This is a genomic window from Pseudomonas sp. P4_B4, assembly GCF_056402255.1.
The window spans coordinates 73566-100484 of the sequence record NZ_JBFUHS010000019.1 but is presented as its reverse complement, the minus strand read 5'-3'; the positions used below and the strand labels follow the sequence as shown (position 1 = coordinate 100484).

The 26919-nt window shown below is 59.1% G+C and carries 26 protein-coding genes; 10 read left to right on the top strand and 16 right to left on the bottom strand.

Translation table 11 applies throughout. The features are described 5' to 3' along the window. Positions 1-445 precede the first annotated feature (445 nt). Positions 446-1645, bottom strand: a complete 1200-nt coding sequence (gene tyrS / locus AC1DVE_RS20055; RefSeq protein ID WP_223460261.1) for a tyrosine--tRNA ligase — start codon at positions 1643-1645, stop codon at positions 446-448. A gap of 211 nt (positions 1646-1856) precedes the next feature. Between tyrS and AC1DVE_RS20050 the strand changes: the two genes are divergently transcribed. Together AC1DVE_RS20050 and AC1DVE_RS20045 are read left to right on the top strand one after the other, a co-directional pair. Further along, positions 1857-3281: a peptidoglycan DD-metalloendopeptidase family protein gene (locus AC1DVE_RS20050; protein WP_223460263.1), complete on the top strand. Its 1425-nt coding sequence runs from the start codon at positions 1857-1859 to the stop codon at positions 3279-3281. Positions 3282-3284: 3 nt separating this feature from the next. After that, the gene (locus tag AC1DVE_RS20045) at positions 3285-4376 is read left to right on the top strand and encodes an anhydro-N-acetylmuramic acid kinase (RefSeq protein ID WP_223460265.1); all 1092 of its coding nucleotides are present in this window, start codon (positions 3285-3287) and stop codon (positions 4374-4376) included. Between the two features lie 68 nt (positions 4377-4444). On the opposite strand, the gene erpA is transcribed toward AC1DVE_RS20045, so the two are convergent. Then, entirely contained in the window at positions 4445-4795 is a 351-nt protein-coding gene (gene erpA / locus AC1DVE_RS20040; protein WP_007906865.1) for an iron-sulfur cluster insertion protein ErpA, read from the bottom strand. Positions 4796-4961: 166 nt separating this feature from the next. Beyond that, complete coding sequence (gene argC / locus AC1DVE_RS20035) at positions 4962-5996, bottom strand: N-acetyl-gamma-glutamyl-phosphate reductase (protein ID WP_007980174.1); 1035 nt, start codon at positions 5994-5996, stop codon at positions 4962-4964. A 295-nt stretch (positions 5997-6291) separates the two neighbouring features. Here argC and hemJ point away from each other — a divergent pair, with 295 nt between their 5' ends. The 6 genes from hemJ (at position 6292) to coq7 (ending at position 10846) form a co-directional block, all read left to right on the top strand. Beyond that, on the top strand, positions 6292-6720 hold the full coding sequence (gene hemJ, locus AC1DVE_RS20030) for a protoporphyrinogen oxidase HemJ (RefSeq protein WP_223460267.1): 429 nt from the start codon (positions 6292-6294) through the stop codon (positions 6718-6720). A 33-nt stretch (positions 6721-6753) separates the two neighbouring features. Continuing rightward, positions 6754-7722: an NAD(P)H-dependent flavin oxidoreductase gene (locus AC1DVE_RS20025; RefSeq protein ID WP_223460269.1), complete on the top strand. Its 969-nt coding sequence runs from the start codon at positions 6754-6756 to the stop codon at positions 7720-7722. Between the two features lie 93 nt (positions 7723-7815). Then, positions 7816-8781 carry a DUF805 domain-containing protein gene (locus AC1DVE_RS20020; protein ID WP_223460270.1) on the top strand — a complete coding sequence of 322 codons (966 nt, stop codon included), beginning with the start codon at positions 7816-7818 and terminating at the stop codon, positions 8779-8781. Positions 8782-8842: 61 nt separating this feature from the next. Beyond that, positions 8843-9631 (top strand): SDR family NAD(P)-dependent oxidoreductase, encoded by a 789-nt coding sequence (locus tag AC1DVE_RS20015; RefSeq protein ID WP_108231607.1) that lies wholly within the window; start codon positions 8843-8845, stop codon positions 9629-9631. An 80-nt stretch (positions 9632-9711) separates the two neighbouring features. Next, positions 9712-10050, top strand: coding sequence for a histidine triad nucleotide-binding protein (locus AC1DVE_RS20010; RefSeq protein ID WP_007986008.1), 339 nt, complete (start codon positions 9712-9714; stop codon positions 10048-10050). 148 nt (positions 10051-10198) lie between these two features. Further along, on the top strand, positions 10199-10846 hold the full coding sequence (gene coq7, locus AC1DVE_RS20005) for a 2-polyprenyl-3-methyl-6-methoxy-1,4-benzoquinone monooxygenase (protein WP_223460272.1): 648 nt from the start codon (positions 10199-10201) through the stop codon (positions 10844-10846). An 81-nt stretch (positions 10847-10927) separates the two neighbouring features. On the opposite strand, the gene speD is transcribed toward coq7, so the two are convergent. Next, positions 10928-11719: an adenosylmethionine decarboxylase gene (gene speD / locus AC1DVE_RS20000; RefSeq protein ID WP_007986012.1), complete on the bottom strand. Its 792-nt coding sequence runs from the start codon at positions 11717-11719 to the stop codon at positions 10928-10930. Positions 11720-11958: 239 nt separating this feature from the next. After that, entirely contained in the window at positions 11959-12381 is a 423-nt protein-coding gene (locus AC1DVE_RS19995) for an OsmC family protein (protein ID WP_007941657.1), read from the bottom strand. A 230-nt stretch (positions 12382-12611) separates the two neighbouring features. On the opposite strand from AC1DVE_RS19995, the gene crp reads away from it, so the two are divergent. Beyond that, positions 12612-13256 carry a cAMP-activated global transcriptional regulator CRP gene (gene crp / locus AC1DVE_RS19990; RefSeq protein WP_223460273.1) on the top strand — a complete coding sequence of 215 codons (645 nt, stop codon included), beginning with the start codon at positions 12612-12614 and terminating at the stop codon, positions 13254-13256. A 10-nt stretch (positions 13257-13266) separates the two neighbouring features. Here crp and AC1DVE_RS19985 read toward each other — a convergent pair whose 3' ends face one another. The 4 genes from AC1DVE_RS19985 to AC1DVE_RS19970 all read right to left on the bottom strand — a co-directional run bounded on the left by AC1DVE_RS19985 (position 13267) and on the right by AC1DVE_RS19970 (position 16553). Next, complete coding sequence (locus AC1DVE_RS19985; RefSeq protein ID WP_223460275.1) at positions 13267-13968, bottom strand: lipoyl protein ligase domain-containing protein; 702 nt, start codon at positions 13966-13968, stop codon at positions 13267-13269. A gap of 99 nt (positions 13969-14067) precedes the next feature. Continuing rightward, positions 14068-14904, bottom strand: a complete 837-nt coding sequence (gene trpC / locus AC1DVE_RS19980; protein WP_150725216.1) for an indole-3-glycerol phosphate synthase TrpC — start codon at positions 14902-14904, stop codon at positions 14068-14070. After that, a complete protein-coding gene (gene trpD, locus AC1DVE_RS19975; protein ID WP_223460277.1) occupies positions 14901-15950 on the bottom strand; it encodes an anthranilate phosphoribosyltransferase in 1050 nt (349 codons plus the stop codon). Before trpD ends, trpC begins: the two co-directional genes overlap by 4 nt. A gap of 9 nt (positions 15951-15959) precedes the next feature. Continuing rightward, positions 15960-16553 carry an aminodeoxychorismate/anthranilate synthase component II gene (locus AC1DVE_RS19970; RefSeq protein ID WP_007906885.1) on the bottom strand — a complete coding sequence of 198 codons (594 nt, stop codon included), beginning with the start codon at positions 16551-16553 and terminating at the stop codon, positions 15960-15962. A gap of 408 nt (positions 16554-16961) precedes the next feature. On the opposite strand from AC1DVE_RS19970, the gene estP reads away from it, so the two are divergent. Beyond that, positions 16962-18872, top strand: coding sequence for an esterase EstP (estP, locus tag AC1DVE_RS19965; protein WP_223460280.1), 1911 nt, complete (start codon positions 16962-16964; stop codon positions 18870-18872). Between the two features lie 173 nt (positions 18873-19045). On the opposite strand, the gene trpE is transcribed toward estP, so the two are convergent. From trpE to AC1DVE_RS19930, 7 genes are all read right to left on the bottom strand, one after another. Further along, positions 19046-20527 carry an anthranilate synthase component I gene (gene trpE, locus AC1DVE_RS19960; RefSeq protein WP_223460282.1) on the bottom strand — a complete coding sequence of 494 codons (1482 nt, stop codon included), beginning with the start codon at positions 20525-20527 and terminating at the stop codon, positions 19046-19048. A gap of 70 nt (positions 20528-20597) precedes the next feature. Continuing rightward, positions 20598-21416: a phosphoglycolate phosphatase gene (locus AC1DVE_RS19955; protein WP_007986028.1), complete on the bottom strand. Its 819-nt coding sequence runs from the start codon at positions 21414-21416 to the stop codon at positions 20598-20600. Next, on the bottom strand, positions 21413-22087 hold the full coding sequence (gene rpe, locus AC1DVE_RS19950; protein WP_150725211.1) for a ribulose-phosphate 3-epimerase: 675 nt from the start codon (positions 22085-22087) through the stop codon (positions 21413-21415). Before rpe ends, AC1DVE_RS19955 begins: the two co-directional genes overlap by 4 nt. A gap of 115 nt (positions 22088-22202) precedes the next feature. Continuing rightward, a complete protein-coding gene (locus tag AC1DVE_RS19945) occupies positions 22203-23351 on the bottom strand; it encodes an iron-containing alcohol dehydrogenase (protein ID WP_223460284.1) in 1149 nt (382 codons plus the stop codon). Between the two features lie 214 nt (positions 23352-23565). Next, entirely contained in the window at positions 23566-24390 is an 825-nt protein-coding gene (locus AC1DVE_RS19940; RefSeq protein WP_046039496.1) for an ABC transporter permease, read from the bottom strand. Between the two features lie 12 nt (positions 24391-24402). Beyond that, positions 24403-25650 (bottom strand): ABC transporter permease, encoded by a 1248-nt coding sequence (locus tag AC1DVE_RS19935; RefSeq protein WP_223460285.1) that lies wholly within the window; start codon positions 25648-25650, stop codon positions 24403-24405. 180 nt (positions 25651-25830) lie between these two features. Next, positions 25831-26874, bottom strand: a complete 1044-nt coding sequence (locus tag AC1DVE_RS19930; protein ID WP_223460287.1) for an ABC transporter substrate-binding protein — start codon at positions 26872-26874, stop codon at positions 25831-25833. Positions 26875-26919 lie beyond the last annotated feature (45 nt).

Sequence of the window (26919 nt, the reverse complement as noted above, 5' to 3'; positions counted from 1 at the left end):
GGTTACATCTTTGATTTCTCGCGGAGTAACTTGTGATGCTGATAATCTGTTGACTAGCAGTCTGACTCCACAAGCACCCACACGAATTGCTTGATTCAGTTGTTAAAGAGCGGTTGGTTAAGATCTTTCATCTCAACCGAGGCGCGCATTCTACAGCAGCCTCATTTGCTGTCAAGTGGTATTTTTCAGAAGCTTTCAAAGTTTCCTTTGTAACTTCAACCACTTGCGCCTCAGATCTCTCGTCAGCGGGAGGCGAATTCTACAGCGTTACACGCTGCTGTCAACACCTCTTTTTCAACTTCCTTTTGGCTTCGATGACCTGAAGCAACCTGCTGCCGAAACCTGCGTAACTCATTGTTTACCAAGGAGTTTTCCGTTTCGACTGCGCCGGAAGTGGGGCGAATTATAGGCTTCTAAAATTCGCCGTCAACCCCTTATTTCAGCTTTATTCGGATTTGAGCGTAATACGCGCAAATGCCTTCTTCCCGGCTTGGCAAACATGGGTCGCGCCCAGTGCATATATAAAGGTGCGATCGACAACCTCACCATCTATACGCACACCACCGGAACCCAGGAGATCTCGAGCCACCGCCGAGTTCTTAACCAGCCCTGCTTTATTAAGGACAGCAGCGATCGGCATATCTTCGGCAGCAGTCAATTCGATTTCCGGCAGATCATCCGGCAGCTCGCCATCCTTCATACGGTTACCGGCGGCACGATGAGCATTGGCAGCAGCCTCCTCACCATGGAAGCGCGCAACGATCTCTTCAGCCAGCTGGATCTTGATGTCACGCGGATTGGCACCCGCCTCTACATCAGCACGGAACGCATCGATCTCATCCATGGAGCGGAAGCTGAGCAACTCGAAGTAACGCCACATCAGCGCATCCGGAATGGAGACCAGCTTGCTGTACATCACGCCCGGCGCTTCCTGGATACCGACATAGTTGCCCAAGGACTTGGACATCTTCTTCACGCCATCCAGACCTTCAAGCAGCGGCATGGTCAAAATGCACTGGGCTTCCTGACCATAACCACGCTGCAGCTCGCGCCCCATCAGCAAGTTGAACTTCTGATCAGTACCGCCGAGCTCGACGTCTGCGCGCAGGGCTACCGAGTCGTAACCCTGAACCAGCGGATAAAGGAACTCATGAATGGCGATAGGCTGATTGGTTGTGTAGCGCTTGTCGAAGTCATCGCGCTCGAGCATGCGAGCCACGGTGTACTGCGAAGTCAGGCGAATGAAGTCGGCCGGCCCCATCTGATCCATCCAGGTGGAGTTGAATGCCACTTCGGTTTTTGCCGGATCCAGAATCTTGAAGACCTGAGTCTTGTAGGTCTCGGCATTCTCGAGGACCTGCTCGCGAGTGAGCGGCGGGCGCGTGGCACTCTTGCCGCTCGGATCGCCGATCATCCCGGTGAAGTCACCTATAAGGAAGATCACCTGATGCCCCAGCTCCTGGAACTGGCGCAGCTTATTAATAAGCACGGTGTGACCCAAGTGCAGATCCGGAGCCGTTGGATCGAAGCCCGCCTTAATACGTAGCGGCTGGCCACGCTTGAGCTTTTCAATCAGCTCGGACTCGACCAACAGTTCTTCCGCACCACGTTTGATCAGCGCTAGCTGCTCTTCAACCGACTTCATAACAGACCCGCAAGGCTCAGATTCAAAGGGAACCAACCATACAAGATCGCGCGTCAAATACAAGGTTTGCCCGGCGCACGGACGCCAATCCGCAGACAGAGTGCCTGCGGACTTGCTTCAGAGATGATTTGGTTATATTTTATACAGTTATTTCATCTTCATCATGTCATTCATCTTTTCCAATTCATCTTTTTCAAAGTCAAAACCACTTATGACCAACGAATCGTCTAAAGCGCCGCCGCTTTACCCGAAGACCCACTTGCTTGCCGCAAGTGGCATCGCCGCCCTTCTCAGTCTGGCGCTCCTGGTATTCCCTTCCAGCGATGTTGAAGCCAAAAAGACAACCCTGAGTCTTGAACTGGAAAGCCCTGCTGAACAACTGACACAAGATCAAGACGCTGCTGACGTCGTTCAAGCCACAAATGAACCAGCAACCTCCCCCTTCGCGCAGATCGACAACAGCGCCGAAGACACCCAGGAAACCGCTCAAGCCGAACCTGCACCGCTGCCGGTCGTCGAAGAAAAGAAGCCGGCAAGCCACAGGGAAGTGATCGTCACCAAGGGTGACACCCTCTCTACACTGTTCGAGAAGGTCGGCCTCCCAGCCACCTCAGTGCATGACGTGCTGGCCAGCGACAAGCAGGCCAAGCAGTTCAGCCAGCTCAAGCATGGGCAAAAACTCGAATTCGAACTGAGTCCTGACGGCCAGTTGACCAACCTGCACAGCAAGCTCAACGACCTCGAAAGCATCAGCCTGACCAAGAACGACAAGGGCTACACCTTCAACCGCATTACCGCGAAACCGACCGTGCGCTCCGCTTACGTTCATGGCGTGATCAACAGCTCGCTGTCGCAGTCCGCAGCCCGGGCCGGCCTGTCTCACAGCCTGACCATGGACATGGCCAGTGTGTTTGGCTACGACGTGGACTTCGCCCAGGATATTCGCCAGGGCGACGAGTTCGACGTGATCTACGAGCAAAAGGTAGTCAACGGCAAGGCCGTCGGCACTGGCCCGATCCTGTCGGCGCGCTTCACCAACCGCGGCAAGACCTACACCGCCGTGCGCTACACCAACAAACAAGGCAACAGCAGCTACTACACCGCTGACGGCAACAGCATGCGCAAGGCGTTCATCCGCACACCGGTGGACTTCGCCCGCATCAGCTCGAAATTTTCCATGGGCCGCAAACACCCGATCCTGAACAAGATCCGCGCCCACAAAGGCGTCGACTACGCAGCACCGCGCGGCACGCCGATCAAGGCTGCCGGTGATGGCAAGGTGTTGCTGGCCGGCCGCCGTGGTGGCTACGGCAATACCGTGGTCCTCCAGCACGGCAACACCTACACCACGCTCTACGGCCACATGCAAGGCTTCGCCAAAGGCGTGAAGACTGGCGGCACGGTGAAACAGGGCCAGGTGATTGGCTATATCGGCACCACCGGTCTCTCCACCGGACCGCACCTGCACTACGAGTTCCAGGTCAATGGTGTGCACGTCGACCCGCTGGGCCAGAAACTGCCAATGGCCGATCCGATTGCCAAGGCTGAACGCGCACGCTTCCTCGCCCAAAGCCAGCCACTGATGGCGCGCATGGAACAGGAAAAAGCCACTCTGCTGGCTTCGAGCAAGCGCTAAGCCATGGCGCTCTATATAGGTGTGATGTCCGGAACCAGCCTTGATGGCCTGGACTTCGCACTGATCGAGCAAGCCCCGGCGATCAGGCTGATCGCCTCCCACTACATCCCGATGCCCGATACCCTGCGCGCCGAGCTGCTCGGCTTGTGCGCCAGCGGCCCGGACGAAATCGCCCGCTCCGCCATCGCCCAGCAGAACTGGGTGAAGCTGGCAGCCCAAGGGATTCATGCCCTCCTCGCTCAGCAGCAACTGAAGCCTGACGACATTCGTGCGATTGGCAGCCATGGCCAGACCATCCGCCACGAACCGGCACGCGGCTTCACAGTGCAGATTGGCAACCCGGCCCTGCTGACGGAGCTGACCGGTATCACCGTGGTCAGCGACTTCCGCAGCCGCGACGTCGCTGCCGGCGGACAAGGCGCACCGCTGGTTCCCGCCTTTCACGAAGCCCTGTTTGAAGAGCGGGCTGGTAATCGTGCAGTGCTGAACGTTGGCGGCTTCAGCAACCTCAGCCTTATCCAGCCCGGCAAGCCGGTCGCCGGTTTCGACTGTGGCCCGGGCAATGTGCTGCTGGACGCCTGGATTCACCAGCAACGCGGCGACCACTTTGACCGTGACGGCCAATGGGCTGCCAGCGGCAACGTAGAACCGGTGCTGTTGAATGCACTGCTCAGTGATCCGTTCTTTGTGACCAAAGGCCCGAAGAGTACCGGCCGGGAAGTGTTCAACCTGCCATGGCTGACACGGCATCTGGCACAACTGCCAGCCTTCGCCGCCGAGGATGTTCAGGCGACGCTGCTTGAGCTGACCGCGCTGACCATCATCGAATCACTGCAAAGCGCCCAGGCAGACACGCAGGAACTGCTGGTTTGCGGCGGAGGCGCCCACAACACTGCCTTGATGAATCGCCTGGCCAGCCTGCTGCCAAACGCAAGCGTCAGCAGCACTGCCACTTACGGCGTGGACCCCGACTGGGTCGAAGCCATGGCCTTCGCGTGGCTGGCTCATTGCTGTCTCGAAGGCATCGCAGCCAACCGCCCGAGCGTCACCGGTGCCCGCGGCTTGCGCGTACTGGGCGCCATCTACCCTGCATAAATCCTCCACACAGCAAAACGCCGCAAAGCCCTGAGGCCGTGCGGCGTTCTGTGAAACAGGTGCGCTGATCAGATCGAGAACGAAGAACCGCAGCCACAAGTGGTGGTCGCATTAGGGTTCTTGATGACGAAACGCGAACCTTCCAGACCTTCCTGGTAGTCCACCTCGGCACCTGCCAAGTACTGGAAGCTCATCGGATCGACAACCAGACTCACACCTTCGCGCTCGACGATGGTGTCGTCATCGGCTACTTCTTCATCGAAGGTGAAGCCGTACTGAAAACCTGAACAACCGCCGCCCGTAACGAATACGCGCAGCTTCAAGCGATCATTCCCCTCTTCATCGACCAGGCTCTTCACCTTGTGCGCGGCACCGTGGGTGAATTGCAAAGCCGTGGGGGTGAAGGATTCGACGCTCATGCTGACTATCTCCCGGCGTTACGCCGTCATATTGCGTGATGACGCGCATTATCCGCTTCTCCTAGAAAAGCGGTCAACTATTGTTATGGTATATCAACCAATCCAATCGCCGGCCCGGAATGCAAAAAGGCCCGTCAGACGGGCCTTTTGCTGTACACGATAAAGCTTACGGCAGCATGCCTGCGTGAGACAGGCCCAGACGCTCATCCAGCCCGAACAGAATGTTCATGTTCTGCACCGCCTGACCCGAAGCGCCTTTGACCAGGTTGTCGATCACCGACAGCACAACCACCAGATCACCATCCTGAGGGCGATGCACCGCGATACGGCAGACGTTGGCACCCCGTACGCTACGAGTCTCCGGATGGCTGCCGGCCGGCATCACATCGACGAACGGTTCGTTGGCGTAACGCTTTTCAAACAACGCCTGCAGGTCCACCGAGCGATCAACAACGGTTGCGTAGAGCGTGGAGTGAATGCCACGAATCATCGGTGTCAGGTGCGGAACGAAGGTCAGGCCGACGTCCTTGCCTGCTGCACGACGCAGCCCCTGGCGAATTTCCGGCAGGTGACGGTGACCTTTGACCGCATAGGCCTTCATGCTTTCCGACGTCTCGGAGTACAGCGAACCTACGGAAGCACCACGACCGGCACCGCTGACGCCGGACTTGCAGTCAGCAATCAAATGCGCGGCATCGGCCAGTCCGGCTTCGAGCAATGGCAGGAAACCCAATTGCGTTGCAGTTGGGTAGCAGCCCGGCACGGCAATCAGGCGCGCTTTCTTGATCTGCTCGCGATTGACTTCCGGCAAGCCGTAGACCGCCTCGTCCAGCAACTCCGGTGCACCGTGCGGCTGGCCGTACCACTTGGCCCATTCATCCGCGTCTTGCAGACGGAAGTCGGCCGACAGGTCGATGACCTTGGTCCCGGCCGCCAGCAACTCGCCCGCCAAGGCATGGGCAACACCGTGCGGTGTGGCGAAGAACACCACATCGCAGGCACCCAGGGTCTTGATGTCCGGAACGCTGAACGCCAGGCCGTCGTAATGGCCTCGCAGGTTCGGGTACATGTCGGCCACGGCCAGGCCAGCCTCGGATCGGGAAGTGATGACAACCACCTCAGCTTGCGGATGTTGCGCCAACAGACGCAGCAGTTCGACACCGGTGTAACCCGTGCCGCCGACGATACCGACCTTGACCATAAACCTGCCCTCAACGAACCCACTGGAAAGCCGTCGATAATAGGGGCCGCGCGCCCCTGCGACAACCGTCAAGGTGACGTGCGGGCGCTCACGAGTCCCGTCTCGGGCATACGTTCAAGTTTTGGCGAGTGGATTTTGTTGCCAGACAAGGCGCCGCGACGAGTCATAGCCCGCTATGGCGAGGAGCGGCAACGCAGCATGGCGACAAAAGACACCGTCAAAATTGAACAGTTATGTCCGAGACGGGACTCTTTCTCTACTATTCGGGCTACCGTGAATACTGGAATAACTAAAAATGCTCTATCTGTGGCTTAAAGCTTTTCACATCATCAGCATCGTTTGCTGGTTTGCCGGCCTGTTTTACTTGCCACGACTGTTCGTTTATCACGCACAAAGTGAAGACACGATCAGCAAGGAACGCTTCAGCGTCATGGAGCGCAAGCTGTACCGGGGCATCATGGGCCCGGCGATGATCGCCACGCTGATCTTCGGCGGCTGGCTCATCTACCTCAACCCAGGCATCTTCAGCCAGGGTGGCTGGATACACGCCAAATTGACCCTGGTCGTGTTGCTGATCGGCTACCACCACATGTGCGGTGCCCAGGTAAAACGTTTTGCCCGTGGCGAGAACACCCGCAGCCATGTCTTTTATCGCTGGTTCAATGAAGTGCCGGTTCTGATATTGCTGGCTATCGTAATTCTGGTCGTCGTTCGACCGTTCTAAATTCACCAGGCACCACTCACCGGGGTACTTCCAATGTCGCTGCCCGCTCTGCTCGAACAACGTTTGCGTCTGCCCGTGGTGGCGGCGCCGATGTTCCTGATATCCAATCCGCAATTGGTACTCGCCTGTTGTCGTCAGGGCGTGGTTGGCAGCTTCCCGGCGTTGAACCAGCGCGAAAGCAGCGGTTTCAAGGCCTGGCTGGAAGAAATCGAAGCCGGGCTGGCGACAATGGAAAATCCCGCGCCTTATGCCGTGAACCTGATCGTCCATAACAGCAATCCACGCTTACAGGCGGATCTTGAGATCTGCGTCGAACACAAAGTGCCGATCGTGATCACCAGCCTCGGCGCCGTGAAAGAACTGGTCGACGCGGTCCACAGCTACGGCGGCCTGGTTTTCCATGATGTGACAACTCGTCGTCATGCCGAGAAAGCGGCCGAAGCCGGCGTGGATGGCTTGATCGCCGTGGCTGCCGGCGCCGGTGGACACGCCGGGACCTGGAGCCCGTTCTCGCTGATTGCCGAAATCCGCCAGTTCTTCGACAAGACCCTGTTGCTGGCCGGTTGCCTGAACCACGGCCACGAAATTCTTGCCGCTCAATTGCTCGGCGCGGATTTGGCCTACTTTGGTACACGATTTATCGGCACGACCGAAAGTCACGCGCCTGACGCCTACAAAGAAATGCTGCTGACATCCAAAGCGGCAGACATCATCCATACTCCAGTCGTGTCAGGTGTCCCTGCGAGCTTCATGCGTCAGAGCCTGGAGGCCGCCGGTTTCGATATGGCCGCCTTGCAAGGCAAGGGCGAGATCAACTTCGGTTCCAAGCTCAAACCCGTGAGCGATGAGGCCAAAGCCTGGAAAACCGTTTGGTCTGCAGGCCAGGGCGTGGGAGAAATCGAGGACTTGCCGAGTGTCGAGCAGTTGATTGCACGTCTCGACGCGGAGTACCGCAAGGCCCAGGAGCAGGCTGCCCAGTTGACCAAACGCTGGCCGAGCTGACAGCAAACCTTGGCCAGTCTTGCCCGGCTGGCCTTACTCTCGCCCGGGCACATCATTCTTCTTTCAACCTCTCGCGACAAGGATGCTTCGCACATGGGCGAAAATCATTTCAAGATCGTATTCGAGGGCGCCTTGCTGCCCGGTGTCGACATCACCACGGCAAAGCTCAATCTCGCCGATTTGTTCAAAAGCGATGTCACGGCCATTGAGCGCTTGTTCAACGGGCGTCCGGTAGCGCTCAAACGCAACCTGTCGCAAGCCGATGCCCAGACCTATCTCCAGGCACTGAGCAAAACCGGTATCGACGCCCGCATCGAAGCCGAAACGCCGATCGAGTTGAACCTCGCCGACGTGCATGAGCATGCTCCGGCCAGCAGCCAGGAGCCTTTGGCAGATCCGCAGTCCCCTTACGCGCCGCCTCGCGCGCCGGTCGGCGAAGCAGTGGCGGAATTCGCCACGCTCAAGCCATTCAGTTTCGATGGCCGTATCGGCCGCTTGCGTTACCTCGCCTGGACGCTGGTGCTGTCAACTGTGCTCCTGGCCGTTTGCGGGGTGTTTGCCTTGGTCGCCCTGGCTCTCATCGGCGCGGATTCGACCGCCGGCCTGATATTGGGCAGCTTGCTGGCCTTGATCCTGTTCGTCGGATTTGTATTCGTCAGCATCCAGATCACCGTTCAACGCTTGCACGATGTCGGCTGGTCCGGCTGGCTGTGGCTGCTGAACCTGGTGCCGTTCGTTGGCAGTTTCTTTCCGTTCGTGATCATGGTCGTACCGGGCAACGACACCGCCAACCGCTACGGCCCACCGCCTCCGCCGAACAGTACCGCGGTCAAGGTATTGTCTTCGCTGTGGCTGATCGTTATCGCGCTGGTTCTGTTCGGCTCGCTGGCCGGTGGTCTCACGGCGATACGGGAAGAATACAAAAGCGCCGCCCAGAGCAGCTACGAAAGCAGTTCGGTCACCACCGATGAAATCGACGTCGAGGTCGAACCGGTGCCAAATTCCGCCAACGATGCAGCCGAAGAGGCCCAGCCCCCTGTAGACTCTGCGAAAGAATAAACAGCGCTCCTGGCCCGTGACACCTGCGTCGCGGCGCGGAGCTGTTGCGATGGAGAACTGCATGACCCGTTACGCTCTGATCACTGGCGCCTCCAGCGGCATCGGCCTGGCAATGGCCGAAGCGCTGGCCCGGCGCGGCCGCAGCCTGATTCTGGTGGCCCGACAACGTGATCAGCTGGAAAGTATTGCGATTGAACTGACCCAAAGGTTCGGCGTGGAAGTGTTGTTCCGTGCCTGCGACCTGGGCGAACCGCTGCGCCTGTCCGGATTCCTGCTGGAGCTGGAAGAAGGCGACCGGCAGATCGATCTGCTGGTCAACTGCGCCGGTATCGGTACATGCGGCCCGTTTCTGGCCCAGGACTGGATGACCGAGCAAGACCTGATCGAAGTGAACATCCTCGCCCTCACCCGCCTGTGCCATGCCATCGGCAACAGCATGGCCCTGCAAGGCGGCGGGCAGATTCTGAATGTGGCCTCGGTGGCGGCGTTTCAACCGGGGCCGTGGATGAGCACTTATTACGCCAGCAAAGCGTATGTGCTGCACTTTTCCGAAGGATTGCGTGTCGAGCTGAAAAAATGTGCGATCAAGGTTTCGGTGCTCTGCCCCGGGCCGACCCGCACGGCGTTTTTCCGTACCGCACAACTCGACAGCGACAAACTGGCCAACAGCAAACTGCTGATGAGCCCCGAGGAAGTGGCGCTCTACACCGTGCGCGCACTGGAAAAGAATAAAGCGATCATTATTCCCGGGCGGCGCAACCGCTGGTTCGCCTTCCTGCCGCGGCTGGGCTCGCGCTGGCTGACTCGCACAATCGCCGGTATGGTCAACAAGGCTTACTGCCCGCGCTGATCCAACTTAAGGTAAAAAGCTGGGCGCTGGCATACGCCATGAGTACACTCAGGCCAGCCCAAACAACGGAGAAAACAGCTGTGGATACTCTGTTCACCAAGATCATCAACCGGGAAATCCCGGCGAAGATCATTTACGAGGACGACCAGGTACTGGCCTTCCACGACATTGCCCCACAGGCACCGGTACATTTCCTGGTGGTCCCGAAGAAACCGGTTCGCACTTTGAACGACCTGACCGAGGACGACAAGGCATTGGCCGGGCACATTCTGTTCACCGCCCAGCGCCTGGCACTGGAACTGGGCTGCGAAAAAGGTTTCCGCGTCGTCATGAACTGCAATGAAGAAGGCGGACAAACCGTCTACCACATTCATATGCACGTGCTGGGTCAGCGCCAGATGCACTGGCCGCCGGGCTGATTGCGCCAAACCCCGAGGAAGCGGCACACTGCCGCTTCCACAAAAAGCATCACAACACTGTCACAGCCTCTGCATCACAATGACCCAGCGCAAACCTTCCCCGGCCGATTGGGTTAAACTGGCCGCCGAAATCCCCCCGGAGGTCAGCATGACTACCCAACGTCACTACTCGCCAATTGACCGCCTTCTGCTGCAAGCCGATGCCGCGATGCGCACCCTGCTGCCCTTCAGCGGTCAGCCGTACCGTCCGTCGCCCGCCATCGTACAGCCGGATGCGAAGATGAGCGACGAAGACACGCGCCACGTTGCCGGCCTGATGCGCATCAACCATACCGGCGAAGTCTGCGCCCAGGCGCTGTACCAGGGACAGGCACTGACCGCCAAGCTGCCGCAAGTGCGTGCCGCGATGGAACATGCCGCCGAAGAAGAAGTCGATCACCTGGTCTGGTGCGAACAACGCATTCATCAACTGGGTAGCCACACCAGCATCCTCAATCCGCTGTTCTATGGCATGTCGTTCGGGATTGGCGCAGTGGCCGGCCTGATCAGCGATAAAGTCAGCCTGGGGTTCGTTGCGGCGACGGAAGACCAGGTGTGCAAACACCTGAACGAACATCTGGAGCAATTGCCGGCCGAGGATGAAAAATCCCGGGCGATTCTTGAGCAGATGCGTATCGATGAAGAACAGCATGCCGAAAGTGCGCTGGAGGCTGGCGGGTTCCGCTTTCCGGCACCGGTGAAATTCGGGATGAGCCTGATGGCCAAGGTGATGACCAAGAGTACTTATCGGATCTGACTCCATTTTTTGTAGGAGCGAGCGCCAGAATAAAAAAGGCGACTGCCGTGAGGGAGTCGCCTTTTTTTGTGCTCGGGAGTCTTACGCCATATTGCGCGCGTAGAAGATTTCGAGCATTTCGTGTTTCACCCGCTCGGTCACCTGGGCGCGTTGCTCAGAGGACAGGTTGCTGGTGGCGTCGCCGAACAGGTAGTTATCCAGCTCGAAGTTCTTCAGCAGCATCTTGGTGTGGAACAGGTTTTCCTGGTACACGTTCACGTCGGTCATCTGGTACGCGTCGTAAGTGTCATCGGAGAGGTAGTTCTGGATCGAATTGATCTCGTGGTCGATGAAGTGCTTTTTGCCCTCAACGTCACGGGTGAAGCCGCGCACACGGTAGTCCACGGTCACGATGTCCGAATCGAACTGGTGAATCAGGAAGTTGAGCGCTTTAAGCGGTGAAATGACCCCGCAAGTCGACACGTCGATGTCCACACGGAAGGTTGCAATACCGCTGACCGGATGGATTTCCGGGTAGGTGTGCACCGTAATGTGGCTCTTGTCGAGGTGGGCCAGAATAATTTCGGGCAGCGGGCCCGGGGACTCTTCGATCTGACTGTCGGTCGGGGTTACCGGCTCTTCCGAGATCAGGATCGTGACGCTGGCGCCCTGCGGCTCATAGTCCTGACTGGCAATGTTCAGGATGTTGGCACCAATGATATCGACAACTTCCGTGAGGATCTGCGTCAGGCGTTTCGCGTTGTACTCTTTATTGATGTACTCGACGTAAGCCTGCTGGTCTTGCGGGGTTTCCGCGTAGCAGATGTCATAGATGTTGAAGCTCAAGGTCTTTGTCAGGTTATTGAACCCGTGGAGCTTGAGTTTGCTTTTCACCGTTAAAAACTCTCTATGTGTTTGCGGCCCGGCCGCGTGATCAAGCATGCCCGTCAGATGCGAACAACGCACCTGCGTAGGACGGTTAACACCTCTTCGCGATGGCGATTTTGGTTGTCTGTTCGGGTGCGAGGCCTGTCGGCTGACGGGCCACCACCCTGAAAAAAGTGGCGCATTATGCAGACGTCAGCTTGTGTTCGCCAGAGTCTGCACTGCTTTTATGATAGTTGAATGTCGATTCAACCGAGCTCGATGATCTCGTAGTCGTGGGTAATTGCCACGCCTGCGGCGCCGAGCATGATCGAAGCCGAGCAATATTTCTCGGCAGACAGCTCGATGGCGCGTTTGACCTGGGCTTCTTTCAGCCCGCGGCCCTTGACCACAAAATGCATGTGGATCTTGGTGAACACCTTTGGATCTTCGGTCGCACGCTCGGCTTCAAGGAAGGCTTCACAGCTTTCCACTGCCTGGCGGGACTTCTTGAGGATGCTGACCACATCGAAATTGCTGCAACCGCCGACACCCAGCAGCAGCATTTCCATCGGCCGGACACCCAGGTTACGTCCGCCGGCATCGGGCGGACCGTCCATGACCACGACATGACCGCTACCGGATTCGCCGAGGAACATGGCTTCGCCAGCCCATTGGATGCGTGCCTTCATCGCCAAGACTCCACTGTATAAAAAAGGGTCGCCAGCTTAGCACAGGCCCCGTGATTGACGGCGCCCGGCGTCCTAGGACATATCCCACCGCCTTGTAGGTAAATGCTCGAATATTTCAAGAGGTGTCTGTTAAGCTGACGCCAATTCAATGGCGCATTGCCAGCTTTTCCCCAGCGTCCGCTATTCATAAAAAAACCAAACACACCGTGCAGTCTTTTCGGGATACAACCATGGTTGCGATTGCCCCCAACCCCAAGATCAAGAACCTCGACAAGCTGTTGATGCATTGCCAGCGCCGCCGCTATCAGGCCAAGAGCAACATCATTTGTGCCGGCGACCGCTCGGAAACGCTGTTCTTCATCATCAAAGGCTCAGTCACCATCCTGATCGAAGATGACGACGGCCATGAAATGATCATTTCCTACCTGAACACCGGGGACTTTTTCGGCGAGTTGGGTCTGTTTGAGCAAGCTGGCCTAGAGCAGGAGCGCAGCGCCTGGGTGCGGGCCAAGGTTGAATGCGAAGTCGCGGAAATCAGCTACGCGAAATTCCGCGAGTTGTCCCAGCAGGATCCGGACATTCTTTACGTGCTCAGCGGACAAATTGCACAGCGTCTGCGCAACACCACGCGCAAGGTCGGTGACCTGGCATTCTTTGATGTAACCGGTCGAGTCGCCCGCTGCCTGCTGGAGCTGTGTAAACAGCCAGACGCCATGACTCACCCCGATGGTATGCAAATCAAGGTGACACGTCAGGAAATCGGGCGGATTGTCGGTTGTTCGCGGGAGATGGTCGGTCGCGTACTCAAGGATCTGGAAGAACGCAACCTGGTGGACGTCAAAGGCAAGACCATGGTGGTCTTCGGTACGCGATAAGCTCGAAAACCTAGCCGCTGAACATCTGCGCCAGCATCAACCGGTAGAGTTCGTCCAGACGTGCCAGTGCATTGGGTGCTGTGAACTTCTCATGCAGCGCGATGTGGCTTTCGGCGCGTACGCGTTGCTCCAGCCCGCAGGCCTCGTTGAAACGATTGACCGCGGCGACCATTGACACTCGCTCGTTATCGATCAGCATCGCTCCGTGCACCAGTCCTACCGGACGCTGCCCACCCTGGCTCTGGCGCCAGCGCTGGGCGGTACCGACCATTTTGCGTCCGTCGAGGTTGACGTTGAAGCGACCGTCACAGAAGGCGCCTTCGATTTCACCCAGGGATGAAGTGCCTCCCAACTCATCCAGCAACTGACAAATCGGATCGCACAAGCGGTGGTAACCGGTTTCGATGCGATTCAGATCCCCTTCGCTGCGTGGGGGCGCGTAAACCAGGGCGATGTTGATCGTTGAGGCCGATTGCGGCACCGGTTCGCCACCGGTTTCACGTAACAGTACTGGCCAACCTGCCACTGCCGACACTTCACATGCGGCCTCGAAACCGGGCAGGCGATTCAAACGGCGCGGCATGACCAGCGCCCGATCACTCGGCTGCCAGAACAGCAGGCCGAACTCCGCGTCGCTGGCGCAGACCGAGGCCAGCAGATCCTGTTCGGCTTGCAGGCCAGCTTCGATGGTCAGGGAGATTGGCAGCGACATAGGCGACTCCGGCAGACATGAGGTCTTTAGGGAATTTGAGGTCCTCATCGCGGGCAAGCCCGCTCCCACAGGGAATCGGGTTGCCTGCAATGGCGGGGGTCAGTCGAGTGTAGAGCCGCTGACAGGTACACCGCGCTCAGGGAAGAACAGACGCTGCAACTCGCTGCCCGGGCTTTCGGCGCGCATGAAGGCTTCGCCGACCAGGAATGCGTAGACGTCGCTGATTTCCATCAGTTCGACATCGGCGCGGTTGAGAATGCCGCTCTCGGTGATGACCAGTCGATCGCGCGGAATACGCGGCAACAGGTCGAGGGTGGTTTCCAGGCTGACATCGAAGGTGTGCAGATTGCGGTTGTTCACGCCAACCAGCGGAGTGTCGAGGGTTTTCAAGGCCCGCTCCAGCTCGTCGCCGTCGTGGACTTCCACCAGCACATCGAGGTTGACGCTTTTGGCCACGGCTGCCAGTTCGGCCATTTTCACGTCATCCAGCGCGGAAACGATCAACAGCACGCAGTCGGCACCCAAGGCCCGGGCTTCGACGATCTGGTACGGATCGATCATGAAGTCCTTGCGGATCACCGGCAGCTGGCACGCCGCGCGGGCCTGCTGCAGATACGCATCCGCGCCCTGGAAGTAGTCGATGTCGGTGAGTACCGACAGGCAGGTCGCGCCGCCCTTCTCGTAGCTTCTGGCGATGTCGGCGGGAATGAAGTTCTCGCGGATCACGCCTTTGCTTGGCGAGGCTTTCTTGATTTCGGCAATGACTGCCGGCTGCTTCAGCTTGGCCTGAGCCAGCAAGGCCTTGGCAAAACCACGGGGTGCATCGGCCACCTTGGCCAGGCTTTCCAGCTCGGCGAGGCTGACGCGAGCGCTGCGCTCGGCCACCTCCTCGACTTTGCGCGCCAGAATCTTTTCCAGAACCGTCGGTACACTCATCCCTCATTCTCCACTTTGAATACCGCGGTAAACGCACCCAGCTCCTCGAACTTTTCCCGAGCGAGGCCGGTGTGCAGCGCATCGTGCGCAAGTGCAACTCCCTCTTTCAAACTGCTGGCATGATCGGCGGCGTACAGCGCGGCACCGGCATTGAGCATGATCATCTCGGCCGCTTTCTGACCGTTTTCGGTCTTGCGCTTGCCCAGGGCATCACGAATCAGCTCAAGAGATGCCGCCGGGCTTTCTACTGCCAACCCATGCAGGCTCTGGCTCTTCATGCCCAGGTCTTCCGGCTCGACCCAATACTCGGTGATCTGGTCGTTTTTCAGTTCTGCCACGAAGGTCGGTGCTGCCAGGCTGAACTCATCCAGGCCGTCCTTCGAATGCACCACCAGCACATGCTTGCTGCCCAGACGCTGCAACACTTCCGCCAGCGGCCGGCACAAGGCCTGGGTGAACACGCCCACCACCTGATGTTTCACACCGGCCGGATTCGTAAGCGGGCCGAGCATGTTGAACAAGGTCCGCAGACCCAGTTCGCGGCGCGGGCTTGCAGCGTATTTCATCGCAGAGTGATGGGTCTGGGCAAACATGAAACCAATACCAACGTTGTCAATGCAGCGCGCCACTTGCACCGGTGTCAGGTTCAGGTAGATACCGGCCGCCTCCAGCAGATCGGCACTGCCGCTCTTGCCCGAGACTGCACGGTTGCCATGTTTGGCCACGGTGCAGCCAGCAGCGGAAACCACGAACGCAGCAGCGGTTGACACGTTGAAGATATTGGCGCCGTCGCCGCCGGTGCCCACCACATCGACCACACCGTCGAGGGTCTTGAGTTCGACCTTGTCCGCCAGTTCGCGCATCACCGACACTGCACCGACGATTTCGTCGATGCTTTCGCTCTTCATGCGCATAGCCATCATGAACGCGCCAATCTGCGCGTCCGAGCATTGCCCGGTCATGATTTCGCGCATCACATCGCGCATTTCATCGGTGCTGAGGTCGAGGTGATCGACGATACGGCTCAGGGCTGTCTTGATGTTCATGAAAAGTCCTTAGCGCGTGCCGCCGGTTTGTTTGAGGAAGTTGGCGAACAGTTCGTGGCCCTGTTCGGTGAGGATCGACTCAGGGTGGAACTGCACGCCTTCGATGTTCAGAGTCTTGTGACGCAGGCCCATGATCTCGTCGACCGAGCCGTCTTCGAGCTGGGTCCAGGCGGTCAGCTCCAGGCAATCTGGCAGGGTTTCGCGCTTGACGATCAATGAATGATAGCGCGTGACCGTCAGCGGACGATTCAGCCCTTCGAAGACACCCTTGTCCTCGTGGAACACCGGGCTAGTCTTACCGTGCATCACTTGACGGGCGCGCACCACATCACCGCCAAAGGCTTGGCCGATGGACTGGTGGCCGAGGCAGACGCCAAGAATCGGCAGTTTGCCGGCGAAATGCTTGATCGCTTCAATCGAGATACCGGCTTCGGTCGGGGTGCAAGGACCGGGGGACACGACGATGCGCTCAGGGTTGAGGGCTTCGATTTCAGCGATGGTCAGTTCATCGTTGCGCACGACCTTGACTTGGGAACCGAGCTCGCCCAGGTACTGCACAACGTTGTAGGTAAAGGAGTCGTAATTATCGATCATCAGCAACATGGCGTTTAGAACCTCTTGAATTCACTGACTTTGAAGATGGCCTTCGAATGATTTACCCGCAGAGTGCTGCGCTTTGTCAGGTGCCGGAGTAGCGCCAGCAAAGCGGCATTTCAAACAGGTATAGAAGGCGAAGCGATACAGGTCCGGCGAGGCCGGCAAAAGAATTCAGGCGCGCCAACGCCAGCGGGCGTGTGCCTTGATGACTTGATCCAGGAGTTTACTGATGATCAACACGGGGAAGGTCTCGTTCGTACGTCCCGGCACAGTAACTTAGCTGGGCAGAGCGCGCAATATCGCCGGGGGTGCTGCCCGCGAAACTATCAAAGGCTTAGCGACAGATGGCAAAAGGCCGAAAGTTTTTGGTACTGTCGTTTCGTTCACTACAACAATAAATAAACGGACTTGCTCATGATCAAACAGTCGTTGTTTGTACCGCTCGCAGGATGCTTGCTCGCGATCGCATGCGCCCAGGCGAACGCCGCACCTAATCCTTATACAAGCTTCATTGTCTTCGGGGACAGCCTTAACGACGCTGGGACCTTTGCCGACACGGGCGGGCCTGCCGGGGCGACGCAGCGCTTCACCAACCGGACGGGGCCGGTGTACCTGGATGGCAGCGGCGAAGTCCGCTCGCTCAACGCCACACAGATTCTGGGTGGAAAACTGGGGTTTTCACCGGACCAGACGGCATCCTCTGCTTCAGCAGTTCGCGTCAACGAAGGCCTGCCTGATGGTAACAACTGGGCTGTAGGCGGCTACCGTACCGACCAGATTCTTGATTCGATTACCAGCACCTCCGCCACCGGCGAACGCACCCGGGCCGGCTATCTTCCATCCAATAACTTCCGTGCCGACCCGAACGCACTGTATTACCTGTCGGGTGGCGGTAACGACTTCCTGCAAGGTCGCGTCACCAGCCTGCCCCAGGCCAGTGCCGCCGCCGACCGCCTGGCTGACAGCGTGCAGACGCTGCAAACCGCCGGTGCCAAATACGTCATGGTCTGGTTGCTGCCCGATATCGGCTTTACCCCGGCGTTCAACGGCACCCCGCTGCAAGCGTTCACGTCCCAACTCAGCGCCCAGTTCAACACTGAACTGGTAAGCCGACTGCAAAACATCAATGCCGAAGTCATCCCGCTCAACATTCCGGTACTGCTCAAAGAGACGTTCGCCAACCCGGCACAGTTTGGCCTGGCCACCGACCAGAACCTCATCGCCACCTGCTTCAGCGGCAGCGGCTGCACCGAGAACGCCCGCTACGGCATCAACAGCGCCACGCCGGACCCGACCAAGCTGATCTACAACGACTCGGTGCACCCCACCGAAGCCGGGCAGCGCCTGATTGCCGATTACGCGTATTCCCTGCTGGCGGCGCCGTGGGAGTTGACCTTGCTGCCAGAAATGGCCCAGGGCACCGTGCGTGCGCATCAGGATGAATTGCGCAATCAGTGGCTGGCCGATTGGGAAAACTGGCAAGGCGTCGGCCAATGGCGAGCCATTGTTTCCGGCGGCGGACAGCATCAGGACTTTGACGGTCAGGACAGCGTGGCAAGCGCCGACGGTAACGGTGCCAACCTGAACATCGGTAGCAGCTACCGTCTCGACGATGCCTGGCGTGTTGGTCTGGTGGCCGGTTTCTATAACCAGAAACTCGAAGCCGGCAACAACGACTCCGACTACAAGCTAAACACTTACCTGGGCACGGCATTCGCCCAGTACCAGCAAAACCGTGTGTGGGCTGATGCGGCGCTGACGGCCGGGCATCTGGATTACGATAGCCTCAAGCGTAAATTCCAGCTGGGCGTCAACGAACGCGGCGAAAAAGGCGATACCAGCGGCTACGTCGAAGCCTTCAGCGCACGCGTGGGTTACGACATTGCGCAACAAGCCAGCAGCCCTTGGCATCTGTCGCCGTTTGTCAGCGCCGACTTCTCCAAGGTGCAAGTCGATGGTTACTCGGAGGACGGCAACGACTCCACGGCGCTGACCTTCGCTGATCAGGAGCGTATTTCCCGGCGTCTGGGCGCTGGCCTGCAGGGCAAATACCAGATCACCCCGCAAACCCAGGTTTTCGGCGAAGCGGCAATCGAGCGCGAGTACAACGACGACACTCAGGACGTGGGTATCAACCTCAACAGCCTGCCGAACAACCAGTTCACGCTGGAAGGCTACACCCCGCAAAGTCACTTGCAGCGTGTGAACCTGGGGGTGAGCCACAACCTCACCCGGGACCTGGCACTGCGCGCCAGCTACAACATTCGCAAGGACGACGACTTCACCCAACAGGGCATCAACCTAGGTGTTGCGCTGGACTTCTGATGTGCAGCCAATAAAAAACGCGGCGCCCTCACAGGCGCCGCGTTTTTTTATTGGTGAACACTTATTGCTCGCGCTCGGCTGCGTAGCAGTCGTCGATGGGGCCTGCTTCGCAGGCCAGCGGGAGCAAGCTCCCTCGCCACAAAAAGCCCTTTGCCACTGTGTCAAAAGTAAGCTCAGGTGTTCGGGGTCTGTTCAGCCAAGGCAACGGCGCGGAACATCGCGCGGCGCTTGTTCAGGGTTTCTTCCCATTCCAACGCCGGTACCGAGTCGGCGACGATGCCGCCACCGGCCTGCACATGCAGTTCGCCGTTCTTGATCACCGCCGTGCGGATCGCAATGGCGGTGTCCATGTTGCCGTTCCAGGCGAAGTAACCGACCGCACCGCCGTAGACGCCACGCTTGACCGGCTCCAGTTCGTCGATGATTTCCATCGCGCGAATCTTCGGCGCGCCGGACAAGGTGCCCGCCGGCAGAATCGCCCGCAGTGCGTCCATGGCGGTCAGCCCGGCTTTCAGTTGCCCGGTGACGTTGGACACAATGTGCATCACGTTGGAGTAACGCTCGATGACCATTTTCTCGGTGAGCTTCACCGAACCGATTTCCGATACGCGACCGGTGTCGTTGCGACCGAGGTCGATCAGCATCAAGTGTTCGGCGATTTCCTTGTCGTCCGACAGCAGGTCTTTTTCCAGCGCCAGGTCGGCCTCTTCGTTGGCGCCCCGCGGACGGGTGCCGGCAATCGGGCGCACGGTGATCAGGTTGTCTTCGACCCGCACCAGCACTTCCGGCGAACTGCCGACGACGTGGAAGTCGCCGAAGTTGAAGAAGTACATGTAAGGCGTCGGGTTGAAGCAGCGCAGCGCGCGGTACAGATCGATCGGCGCCGCCTTGAAGTCGATCGACATGCGCTGTGACGGCACGACCTGCATGCAGTCACCGGCCAGGATGTATTCCTTGATGGTGTCGACGGCTTTTTCGTAATCGTCCTGGGTGAAGCTGGAGCGAAACACCGGGTCAGCCGATTGTTGCTTGCTGAAGTCCAGGCCACGGCGCGGGGTGATCGGCTGACGGAGTTTTTCCAGCAACTCCTCCAGGCGCGCGCGCCCTTGTTCGAAGGCGTCTTCCTGCGCCGGGTCGGCCAGGACGATGGCGTGCATCTTGCCGGCCAGGTTATCGAACACCACCACGGCGTCGGACACCATCAGCAGAATGTCCGGTACGCCCAGCGGGTCCGGGTTCGGGCATTTGCCCAAGCGCTTTTCCACATAACGCACGCAGTCATAACCGAAGTAACCCACCAGGCCGCCGTTGAAGCGCGGCAGGCCGGCAATGGTCGGAACGTTGTAGCGAGCCTTGAAGGTTTCGACGAAGGCCAGCGGGTCTTCCACGTCGTGGCTTTCGGTCTCGACGCCATCGACGGTCACGCTGACATGATGATCGTGAACCCGCATCACGGTACGGCACGGCAAGCCGATGATCGAGTAACGGCCCCACTTCTCGCCGCCCTGTACGGACTCCAGCAAGTAGGAATTGGGCTCGTCGGCCAGCTTCAGGTAGATCGACAGGGGCGTGTCGAAGTCGGCCAGGGTTTCGCAGGCAAGCGGGATGCGGTTGTAGCCGGCAGCGGCCAAACGCAGGAATTCTTCGCGGATCATGAGGTGCCTCGTGGCTTGAGGGTCGAACAGTCAGGTATGCAAACGCGCCGGATAACCGGCCAGAATCAAGTCAGGCGCGCCAACGCCAGCGGGCCAGGGCCTTGATGACTTTCATCCAGAGTTTGCGAGTGACCACCACGATGGCGTTTCCAGAAGGGGGTTTGACAGCGTCGGCCAACGTTATCTCAGCGGCCGGATCCAGGCAACCGGGAATTAGTTTGCGCAGGTCGTCGATCACCAGCGCCGGCGACTCTTCGGCAATTGGCCGACCGTGGTTATAGCCGTAGCTCAGGGCCACGCACTTGACCCCCGCCGCTTTCGCCGCCAGCACATCGCTGCGCGAATCGCCGACAAACAACGACTGCGAAGCCGGAATGTTGGCCATTTTCATCACGAAAAACAGCGCGGCCGGATCGGGCTTTTTCTGTGGCAGGGTGTCGCCGCCGATGATCCAGCGGAAGTAACGGCCGATTTTCATCTGATCCAGCAGCGGCGCGACGAAACGCTCCGGCTTGTTGGTGATCAGCGCCATCTCGACGCCCTGCTTTTGCAGCCATTTGAGGAAGTCGCGCACGCCGGGATACACCACCGTCAACTCATGGCTCTCGCCATAAGCCTGCATGAAATACTCCAGCGCCCGTTCGGCCTCGTGGTTATCGACCGCCGAATGATCTATAGCGCCAGCCAGCGCACGACGCACCAATACCGGCGCGCCGTTGCCGACCCATTCACGTACCGCTTCCAGACCGGCGGGCTTACGACCGAGTTTGAGCAGCATCTTGTCCACAGCCACTGCCAGGTCCGGGACCGAATCGATCAACGTGCCGTCCAGATCGAACATCACCAGCCGCGGCAGTTGCCCCGGGAACAACTGCTCAAAGCCACTCATGGGCGAGCCAGCGCCAGTTCGGAACGCATCTTGTCGATGACTTCCTGATAGTTCGGCGCATTGAAGATGGCCGAGCCGGCGACGAAGGTGTCAGCGCCAGCCGCAGCGATTTCGCGAATGTTGTTCACGTTCACGCCGCCGTCGATTTCCAGGCGAATGTCACGGCCCGACGCATCGATCAGCGCCCGCACTTCACGCAGCTTGTCGAGGGTGCCGGGGATGAACTTCTGCCCGCCGAAGCCCGGGTTGACGCTCATCAACAGGATCATGTCGACCTTGTCCATGACGTGCTTGAGCACATCCAGCGGGGTCGCCGGATTGAACACCAGGCCCGACTTGCAGCCGCCTTCGCGGATCAATTGCAGGGAGCGGTCGATGTGCTGGGTGGCTTCCGGGTGGAAGGTGATGTAAGTAGCGCCGGCTTCGATGAAGTCGCCGACGATGCGGTCCACCGGGCTGACCATCAGGTGCGCGTCGATCGGCGCGGTCACGCCGTACTTGCGCAGCGCCGCACAGACCATCGGGCCGATGGTCAGGTTCGGTACGTAGTGGTTGTCCATGACATCGAAGTGCACGAAGTCGGCACCGGCGGCCAGGACGTTGTCCACTTCTTCACCCAGGCGGGCGAAGTCGGCGGAGAGAATCGACGGAGCAATTACGAAGGGCTGCATGACGCACCTTTTCTGAGCAGAATCACGATGGCGCGCATTGTATACCTCATGCTTTGACGCGCGCACCGTGAGCGCGATGATTGGACCTTGCCATCATCCAATAACAGCAAAGGCTCTAGTACGCCGCGCGATAGATCTTTTCGATATCGACGGCACTCAACTTGCGCGGATTGTTGCGCATCAAGCGCTCGATCCCCGCCGCTTCCACGGCCATGGACGGGATGGCGTCCTCGGGCACACCGAAGCTGCGCAGGCCCTGGGGAATTTCCACAGCGGCACACAGTTCGGACATGGCTTGCACGGCTTTGTCGGCCGCTTCGTTGATGCTCAATTGAGCGGTCTTCACGCCCATGGCCTCGGCGATATCCTGCATGCGTTCGATGCAGGCCATCTTGTTCCAGGTCATGACATGGGGCAGTAACAAGGCATTACTGACTCCATGGGCAATGTTGAAACGCCCGCCCAGCGGATACGCCAGCGCATGCACCGCGCCAACCCCGGCATTGCCGAACGCCATGCCGGCCATCAGGCTGGCAGTGGCCATGTCTTCGCGCGCTTGCAGGTTCGACGGGTTGGCGTAGGCCTTGGGCAAAGCCTTGGCGATCAACTTGATGGCGCCGATGGCCAGGGCATCGGTAATCGGCGAGGCGTTGACCGACAGATAGGACTCGATGGCATGCACCAGCGCATCGACGCCGCTGGCCGCCGTGACGCTGCGCGGACAGGTCAGGGTCATTTGCGGACTGACCAGCGCCACATCCGGCAACAGGTAGTCGCTGACAATGCCCTTCTTCAGTTGCGCGAGCTTGTCGGAAAGGATGGCGACGTTGGTCACTTCCGAGCCGGTGCCGGCGGTGGTCGGGATGGCGATCAGCGGCGGGCCTTTGCGCGGGACCTGATCAATACCGAACAAATCCTCCAGCGCACCGTGGTACCCGGCGTAGGCCGCCACGCTCTTGGCAATGTCGATGGCACTTCCGCCACCGAGGCCGATCAAGCCGTCATGCCCGCCGTCGCGATAGACCTGCATGCAATCTTCGACGATGGCAATTTCCGGGTCCGGCAGTACCCGGTCGAAAATCTCGTAACTACGTTCGCCCAGCTGTGCCAGGGCCAGTTCTACCGTGCCGGACTTGACCAAGACGGCATCGGTGACGATCAGCGGGTTGTCGATGTCCAGGCGTGTCAGCTCGGCGGCCAGTTGCTCGATGGCACCTGCGCCGGTGATCAGTTTGTGAGCGATTTTGAAAGAGGAAAGACTCATGTGCGCAGCCTCTTATAGGTAGGGGAGCTGGGCACAATAGTAGCTGGGGATTTCGGGTTGTCTTCCATTCAGGTCGTGAATGACCCAACAGACACTGGAGATCCAATGTAGGAGCGAGCCTGCTCGCGAAGACGGACTGACAGTCACTATGGATGTCGACTGAAAGTCCGCTATCGCGAGCAGGCTCGCTCCTACAGTTGATTGGTGTGAAGGCTTAAACCTGCGCCGTGCGCAGTTTCTCGCTACGCCCACGCAGCCATTCCAGGGTCAGCAACAGGATCACCGAGAAGGCAATCAGCAGCGTCGCGGCGGCGGCGATGGTCGGGCTGAGGTTTTCGCGGATACCGCTGAACATCTGCCGTGGCAGGGTCGCTTGTTCGGGGCCGGCAAGGAACAGCGTCACCACCACTTCATCGAACGAAGTCGCAAAGGCAAACAGCGCCCCGGAGATCACGCCCGGCGCAATCAGTGGCAAGGTCACCCGGCGGAACGTGGTCAGCGGCGAAGCGCCCAGGCTTGCCGCAGCCCGTACCAGGTTCTGGTTGAACCCCTGCAAGGTCGCCGACACTGTGATGATCACAAACGGGACACCGAGCACGGCATGCACGACGATCAGCGAGGTATAGCTGTTGCCAAATCCCAGTGGAGCGAAGGTCAGGTAACTGGCCACACCAATGATCACCACCGGCACCACCATCGGCGAAATCACTAGCGCCATCACCAGCGGCTTGCCCGGGAAATCGCCTCGGGTCAGGCCGATCGCCGCCAGCGTGCCGAAGATCATCGCCAGTACCGTCGCTGCCGGGGCCACGATGATGCTGTTCTTCAACGAACGCATCCATTCCGCCGAGGCAAAGAAGTCCTGGTACCAGTGCAGCGAAAAGCCTTGCAGCGGATAGACCAGAAAACTCCCCGAGTTGAACGACAGCGGAATGATCACCAGCACCGGCAGGATCAGGAACAACAGAATCAAGCCGCAGAGAATCCGCAAGCTGTAGAACCACACCCGTTCGATGGGCGACATATAAGGACTCAGCATTTCGTTCTCCCCTTAGCTCAGGCGCAGGCGGCTCGCGCCCACCAGCCAGCTGTAAATCAGATAAAGCACGACCGTCGCGAGCAACAGTAGCCCACCGAGTGCGGTCGCCATACCCCAGTTGATGCTGGTGTTGGTGTAGAAGGCGACGAAGTAGCTGACCATCTGGTCGTTCGGGCTGCCCAGCAATGCCGGGGTGATGTAGTAGCCGATGGCGAGGATGAACACCAACAGGCAACCGGCGCCTACACCGGCATAGGTCTGCGGGAAGTACACCCGCCAGAAGCTGGCGAACGGATGGCAGCCGAGGGAAATCGCGGCGCGCATGTAGGTCGGCGAGATGCCTTTCATCACGCTGTAGATCGGCAGGATCATGAACGGCAGCAGGATGTGCACCATCGAGATGTAGACACCGACGCGGTTGAACACCAGCTCGATCGGCTTATCGATGATGCCCATGGCCATCAGGCCGCTGTTGATCAGGCCACCCGATTGCAGCAAAACGATCCACGCCGCGACCCGTACCAGGATCGAGGTCCAGAACGGCAACAGCACCAGGATCATCAGCAGGTTGCTCTGCCGTGATGGCAGGTTCGCCAACAGGTAAGCCAGGGGATACGCCAGCACCAGGCAGATCACGGTGATGATCAGGCCCATCCAGAAGGTGCGGGCGAAGATGTCGAGGTAGATCGCCTGGTCCGGGGTGGCCGGGGCGATTTCGCCGAGGTCGTCGATGCGGTGATCGACAGCCGCCAGCAGGTAATACGGGGTAATGTTGCTGGTGTTGCGGCGCACCGCTTGCCAGTAGGCCGGGTCGCCCCAGCGCTCATCGAGACCTTCCAGCGCTTCTTTATAGGAGGCAGGTTCAGTGGCGAGCGGCAAGGCGCGGGCAGTTTTGGTCAGCAGGCTACGGTAGCCGGCCAGTTCCATGTTCAGGCGTTTGGACAGATCGCCCAGGGTCTGATTCTTGCGAGCGTCGGCGAGGTCTTCGGCCGCCGCTTTGTAAACCGGTTCAGCGGGCAGGCCGCGGCCGTCCCAACTGGCGATGGCGGTCACGGTACGCGGCATGCCGCCGACCACTTCCGGGTTGCCAACGCTTTTGTAGAGCAGCGCCACGATCGGCACCAGGAACACCAGCAACAGAAACAGCACCAGCGGTGCGATCAACGCTTGGGCCTTCCAGCGGTTGACCCGCTCGGCATGCTTGAGCCGCTGCTTCAAGGTGGGGCTGGTGCCCTCGTTCAGGGGAACGGCGATAGCCATGACGTACTCCGGGAATCTTTGATCGTTACAGAGGTGGAAATACCACCTCGATCGTTATTGTGGGAGCGGGCTTGCTCGCGAAGGCGTCAGCACATTYAGCATCGCTGTTGACTGACACTCCGTCTTCGCGAGCAAGCCCGCTCCCACAGGTGGGGCAAGCCCACCATCACAAGGTTCTGCTTACTTGGCAGCCCAGGCGTTGAAGCGCTGTTCCAGTTGCTCGCCGTTGTCAGCCCAGAAGCTGACGTCGATCTGCACCTGGTTGGCGATGTTTTCCGGGGTAGTCGGCATGTCTTTCAGGACATCCTTGGTCAGCAGGGGTACAGCCTGGGTGTTTGCCGGGCCGTAGGCGATGTTTTCCGAGTAGGTCTTCTGCTGCTGTGGCATCACCGAGTAGGCGATGAACTTCTTCGCGGCTTCAGCGCGCTTGGCATCCAGACCTTTTGGAATGGCCCATGCGTCGAAGTCGTAGATACCGCCGTTCCACACGACTTTCAGGTTGCTTTCTTTCTGCACGGCAGCGATACGACCGTTGTAGGCCGAGCTCATGACCACGTCGCCGGAAGCGAGGTATTGCGGCGGTTGTGCGCCGGCTTCCCACCACTGGATGTTTGGCTTGAGCTCATCGAGCTTCTTGAACGCGCGGTCCTGACCGTCTTTGCCGGCCAGCACTTTGTAGACGTCTTTCGGCGCAACGCCGTCGGCCATCAGTGCGAATTCCAGGGTGTACTTGGCGCCTTTACGCAGGCCACGCTTGCCCGGGAACTGCTTGGTGTCCCAGAAATCCACCCAGCTGGTCGGTGCGGTTTTCAGCTTGTCGGCGTTGTAGGCCAGCACGGTCGACCACACGAAGAAACCCACGCCGCAAGGCTGGATGGCGCCCTTGACGTAGTCTTCGGTCTTACCGAACAACTTCGGATCAAGCTGTTCGAACATGTCTTCGTCGCAACCACGGGACAGTTCCGGCGATTCAACCTCTACCAGATCCCAGGACACGCTCTTGGTGTCAACCATGGCCTTGACCTTGGCCATTTCACCGTTGTACTCGCCGGCCACGATCTTGCCGTTGCCTGCCGCTTCCCACGGTGCGTAGAAGGCTTTGACCTGAGCCGCCTTGTTCGCCCCACCAAAGGACACCACGGTCAGGTCCGGGCCGGCCGCCATTGCGTGTGCCGCGCCCATCATGCCCAGTGCCAAAGCGGTGAATTTCAGGGATCTCAACATTTATTGTTCTCTCCACGTGCAGGGTTGGTGTTGGTGTTGCCGGGG

Coding starts and splice junctions, on each gene's coding strand:
- tyrS (WP_223460261.1), bottom strand. CDS start 1,645: ATGAAGTCGGTTGAAGAGCAGCTAGCGCTGATCAAACGTGGTGCGGAA.
- AC1DVE_RS20050 (WP_223460263.1), top strand. CDS start 1,857: ATGACCAACGAATCGTCTAAAGCGCCGCCGCTTTACCCGAAGACCCAC.
- AC1DVE_RS20045 (WP_223460265.1), top strand. CDS start 3,285: ATGGCGCTCTATATAGGTGTGATGTCCGGAACCAGCCTTGATGGCCTG.
- erpA (WP_007906865.1), bottom strand. CDS start 4,795: ATGAGCGTCGAATCCTTCACCCCCACGGCTTTGCAATTCACCCACGGT.
- argC (WP_007980174.1), bottom strand. CDS start 5,996: ATGGTCAAGGTCGGTATCGTCGGCGGCACGGGTTACACCGGTGTCGAA.
- hemJ (WP_223460267.1), top strand. CDS start 6,292: ATGCTCTATCTGTGGCTTAAAGCTTTTCACATCATCAGCATCGTTTGC.
- AC1DVE_RS20025 (WP_223460269.1), top strand. CDS start 6,754: ATGTCGCTGCCCGCTCTGCTCGAACAACGTTTGCGTCTGCCCGTGGTG.
- AC1DVE_RS20020 (WP_223460270.1), top strand. CDS start 7,816: ATGGGCGAAAATCATTTCAAGATCGTATTCGAGGGCGCCTTGCTGCCC.
- AC1DVE_RS20015 (WP_108231607.1), top strand. CDS start 8,843: ATGACCCGTTACGCTCTGATCACTGGCGCCTCCAGCGGCATCGGCCTG.
- coq7 (WP_223460272.1), top strand. CDS start 10,199: ATGACTACCCAACGTCACTACTCGCCAATTGACCGCCTTCTGCTGCAA.
- AC1DVE_RS19995 (WP_007941657.1), bottom strand. CDS start 12,381: ATGAAGGCACGCATCCAATGGGCTGGCGAAGCCATGTTCCTCGGCGAA.
- crp (WP_223460273.1), top strand. CDS start 12,612: ATGGTTGCGATTGCCCCCAACCCCAAGATCAAGAACCTCGACAAGCTG.
- AC1DVE_RS19985 (WP_223460275.1), bottom strand. CDS start 13,968: ATGTCGCTGCCAATCTCCCTGACCATCGAAGCTGGCCTGCAAGCCGAA.
- trpC (WP_150725216.1), bottom strand. CDS start 14,904: ATGAGTGTACCGACGGTTCTGGAAAAGATTCTGGCGCGCAAAGTCGAG.
- trpD (WP_223460277.1), bottom strand. CDS start 15,950: ATGAACATCAAGACAGCCCTGAGCCGTATCGTCGATCACCTCGACCTC.
- AC1DVE_RS19970 (WP_007906885.1), bottom strand. CDS start 16,553: ATGTTGCTGATGATCGATAATTACGACTCCTTTACCTACAACGTTGTG.
- estP (WP_223460280.1), top strand. CDS start 16,962: ATGATCAAACAGTCGTTGTTTGTACCGCTCGCAGGATGCTTGCTCGCG.
- trpE (WP_223460282.1), bottom strand. CDS start 20,527: ATGATCCGCGAAGAATTCCTGCGTTTGGCCGCTGCCGGCTACAACCGC.
- AC1DVE_RS19955 (WP_007986028.1), bottom strand. CDS start 21,416: ATGAGTGGCTTTGAGCAGTTGTTCCCGGGGCAACTGCCGCGGCTGGTG.
- rpe (WP_150725211.1), bottom strand. CDS start 22,087: ATGCAGCCCTTCGTAATTGCTCCGTCGATTCTCTCCGCCGACTTCGCC.
- AC1DVE_RS19945 (WP_223460284.1), bottom strand. CDS start 23,351: ATGAGTCTTTCCTCTTTCAAAATCGCTCACAAACTGATCACCGGCGCA.
- AC1DVE_RS19940 (WP_046039496.1), bottom strand. CDS start 24,390: ATGCTGAGTCCTTATATGTCGCCCATCGAACGGGTGTGGTTCTACAGC.
- AC1DVE_RS19935 (WP_223460285.1), bottom strand. CDS start 25,650: ATGGCTATCGCCGTTCCCCTGAACGAGGGCACCAGCCCCACCTTGAAG.
- AC1DVE_RS19930 (WP_223460287.1), bottom strand. CDS start 26,874: ATGTTGAGATCCCTGAAATTCACCGCTTTGGCACTGGGCATGATGGGC.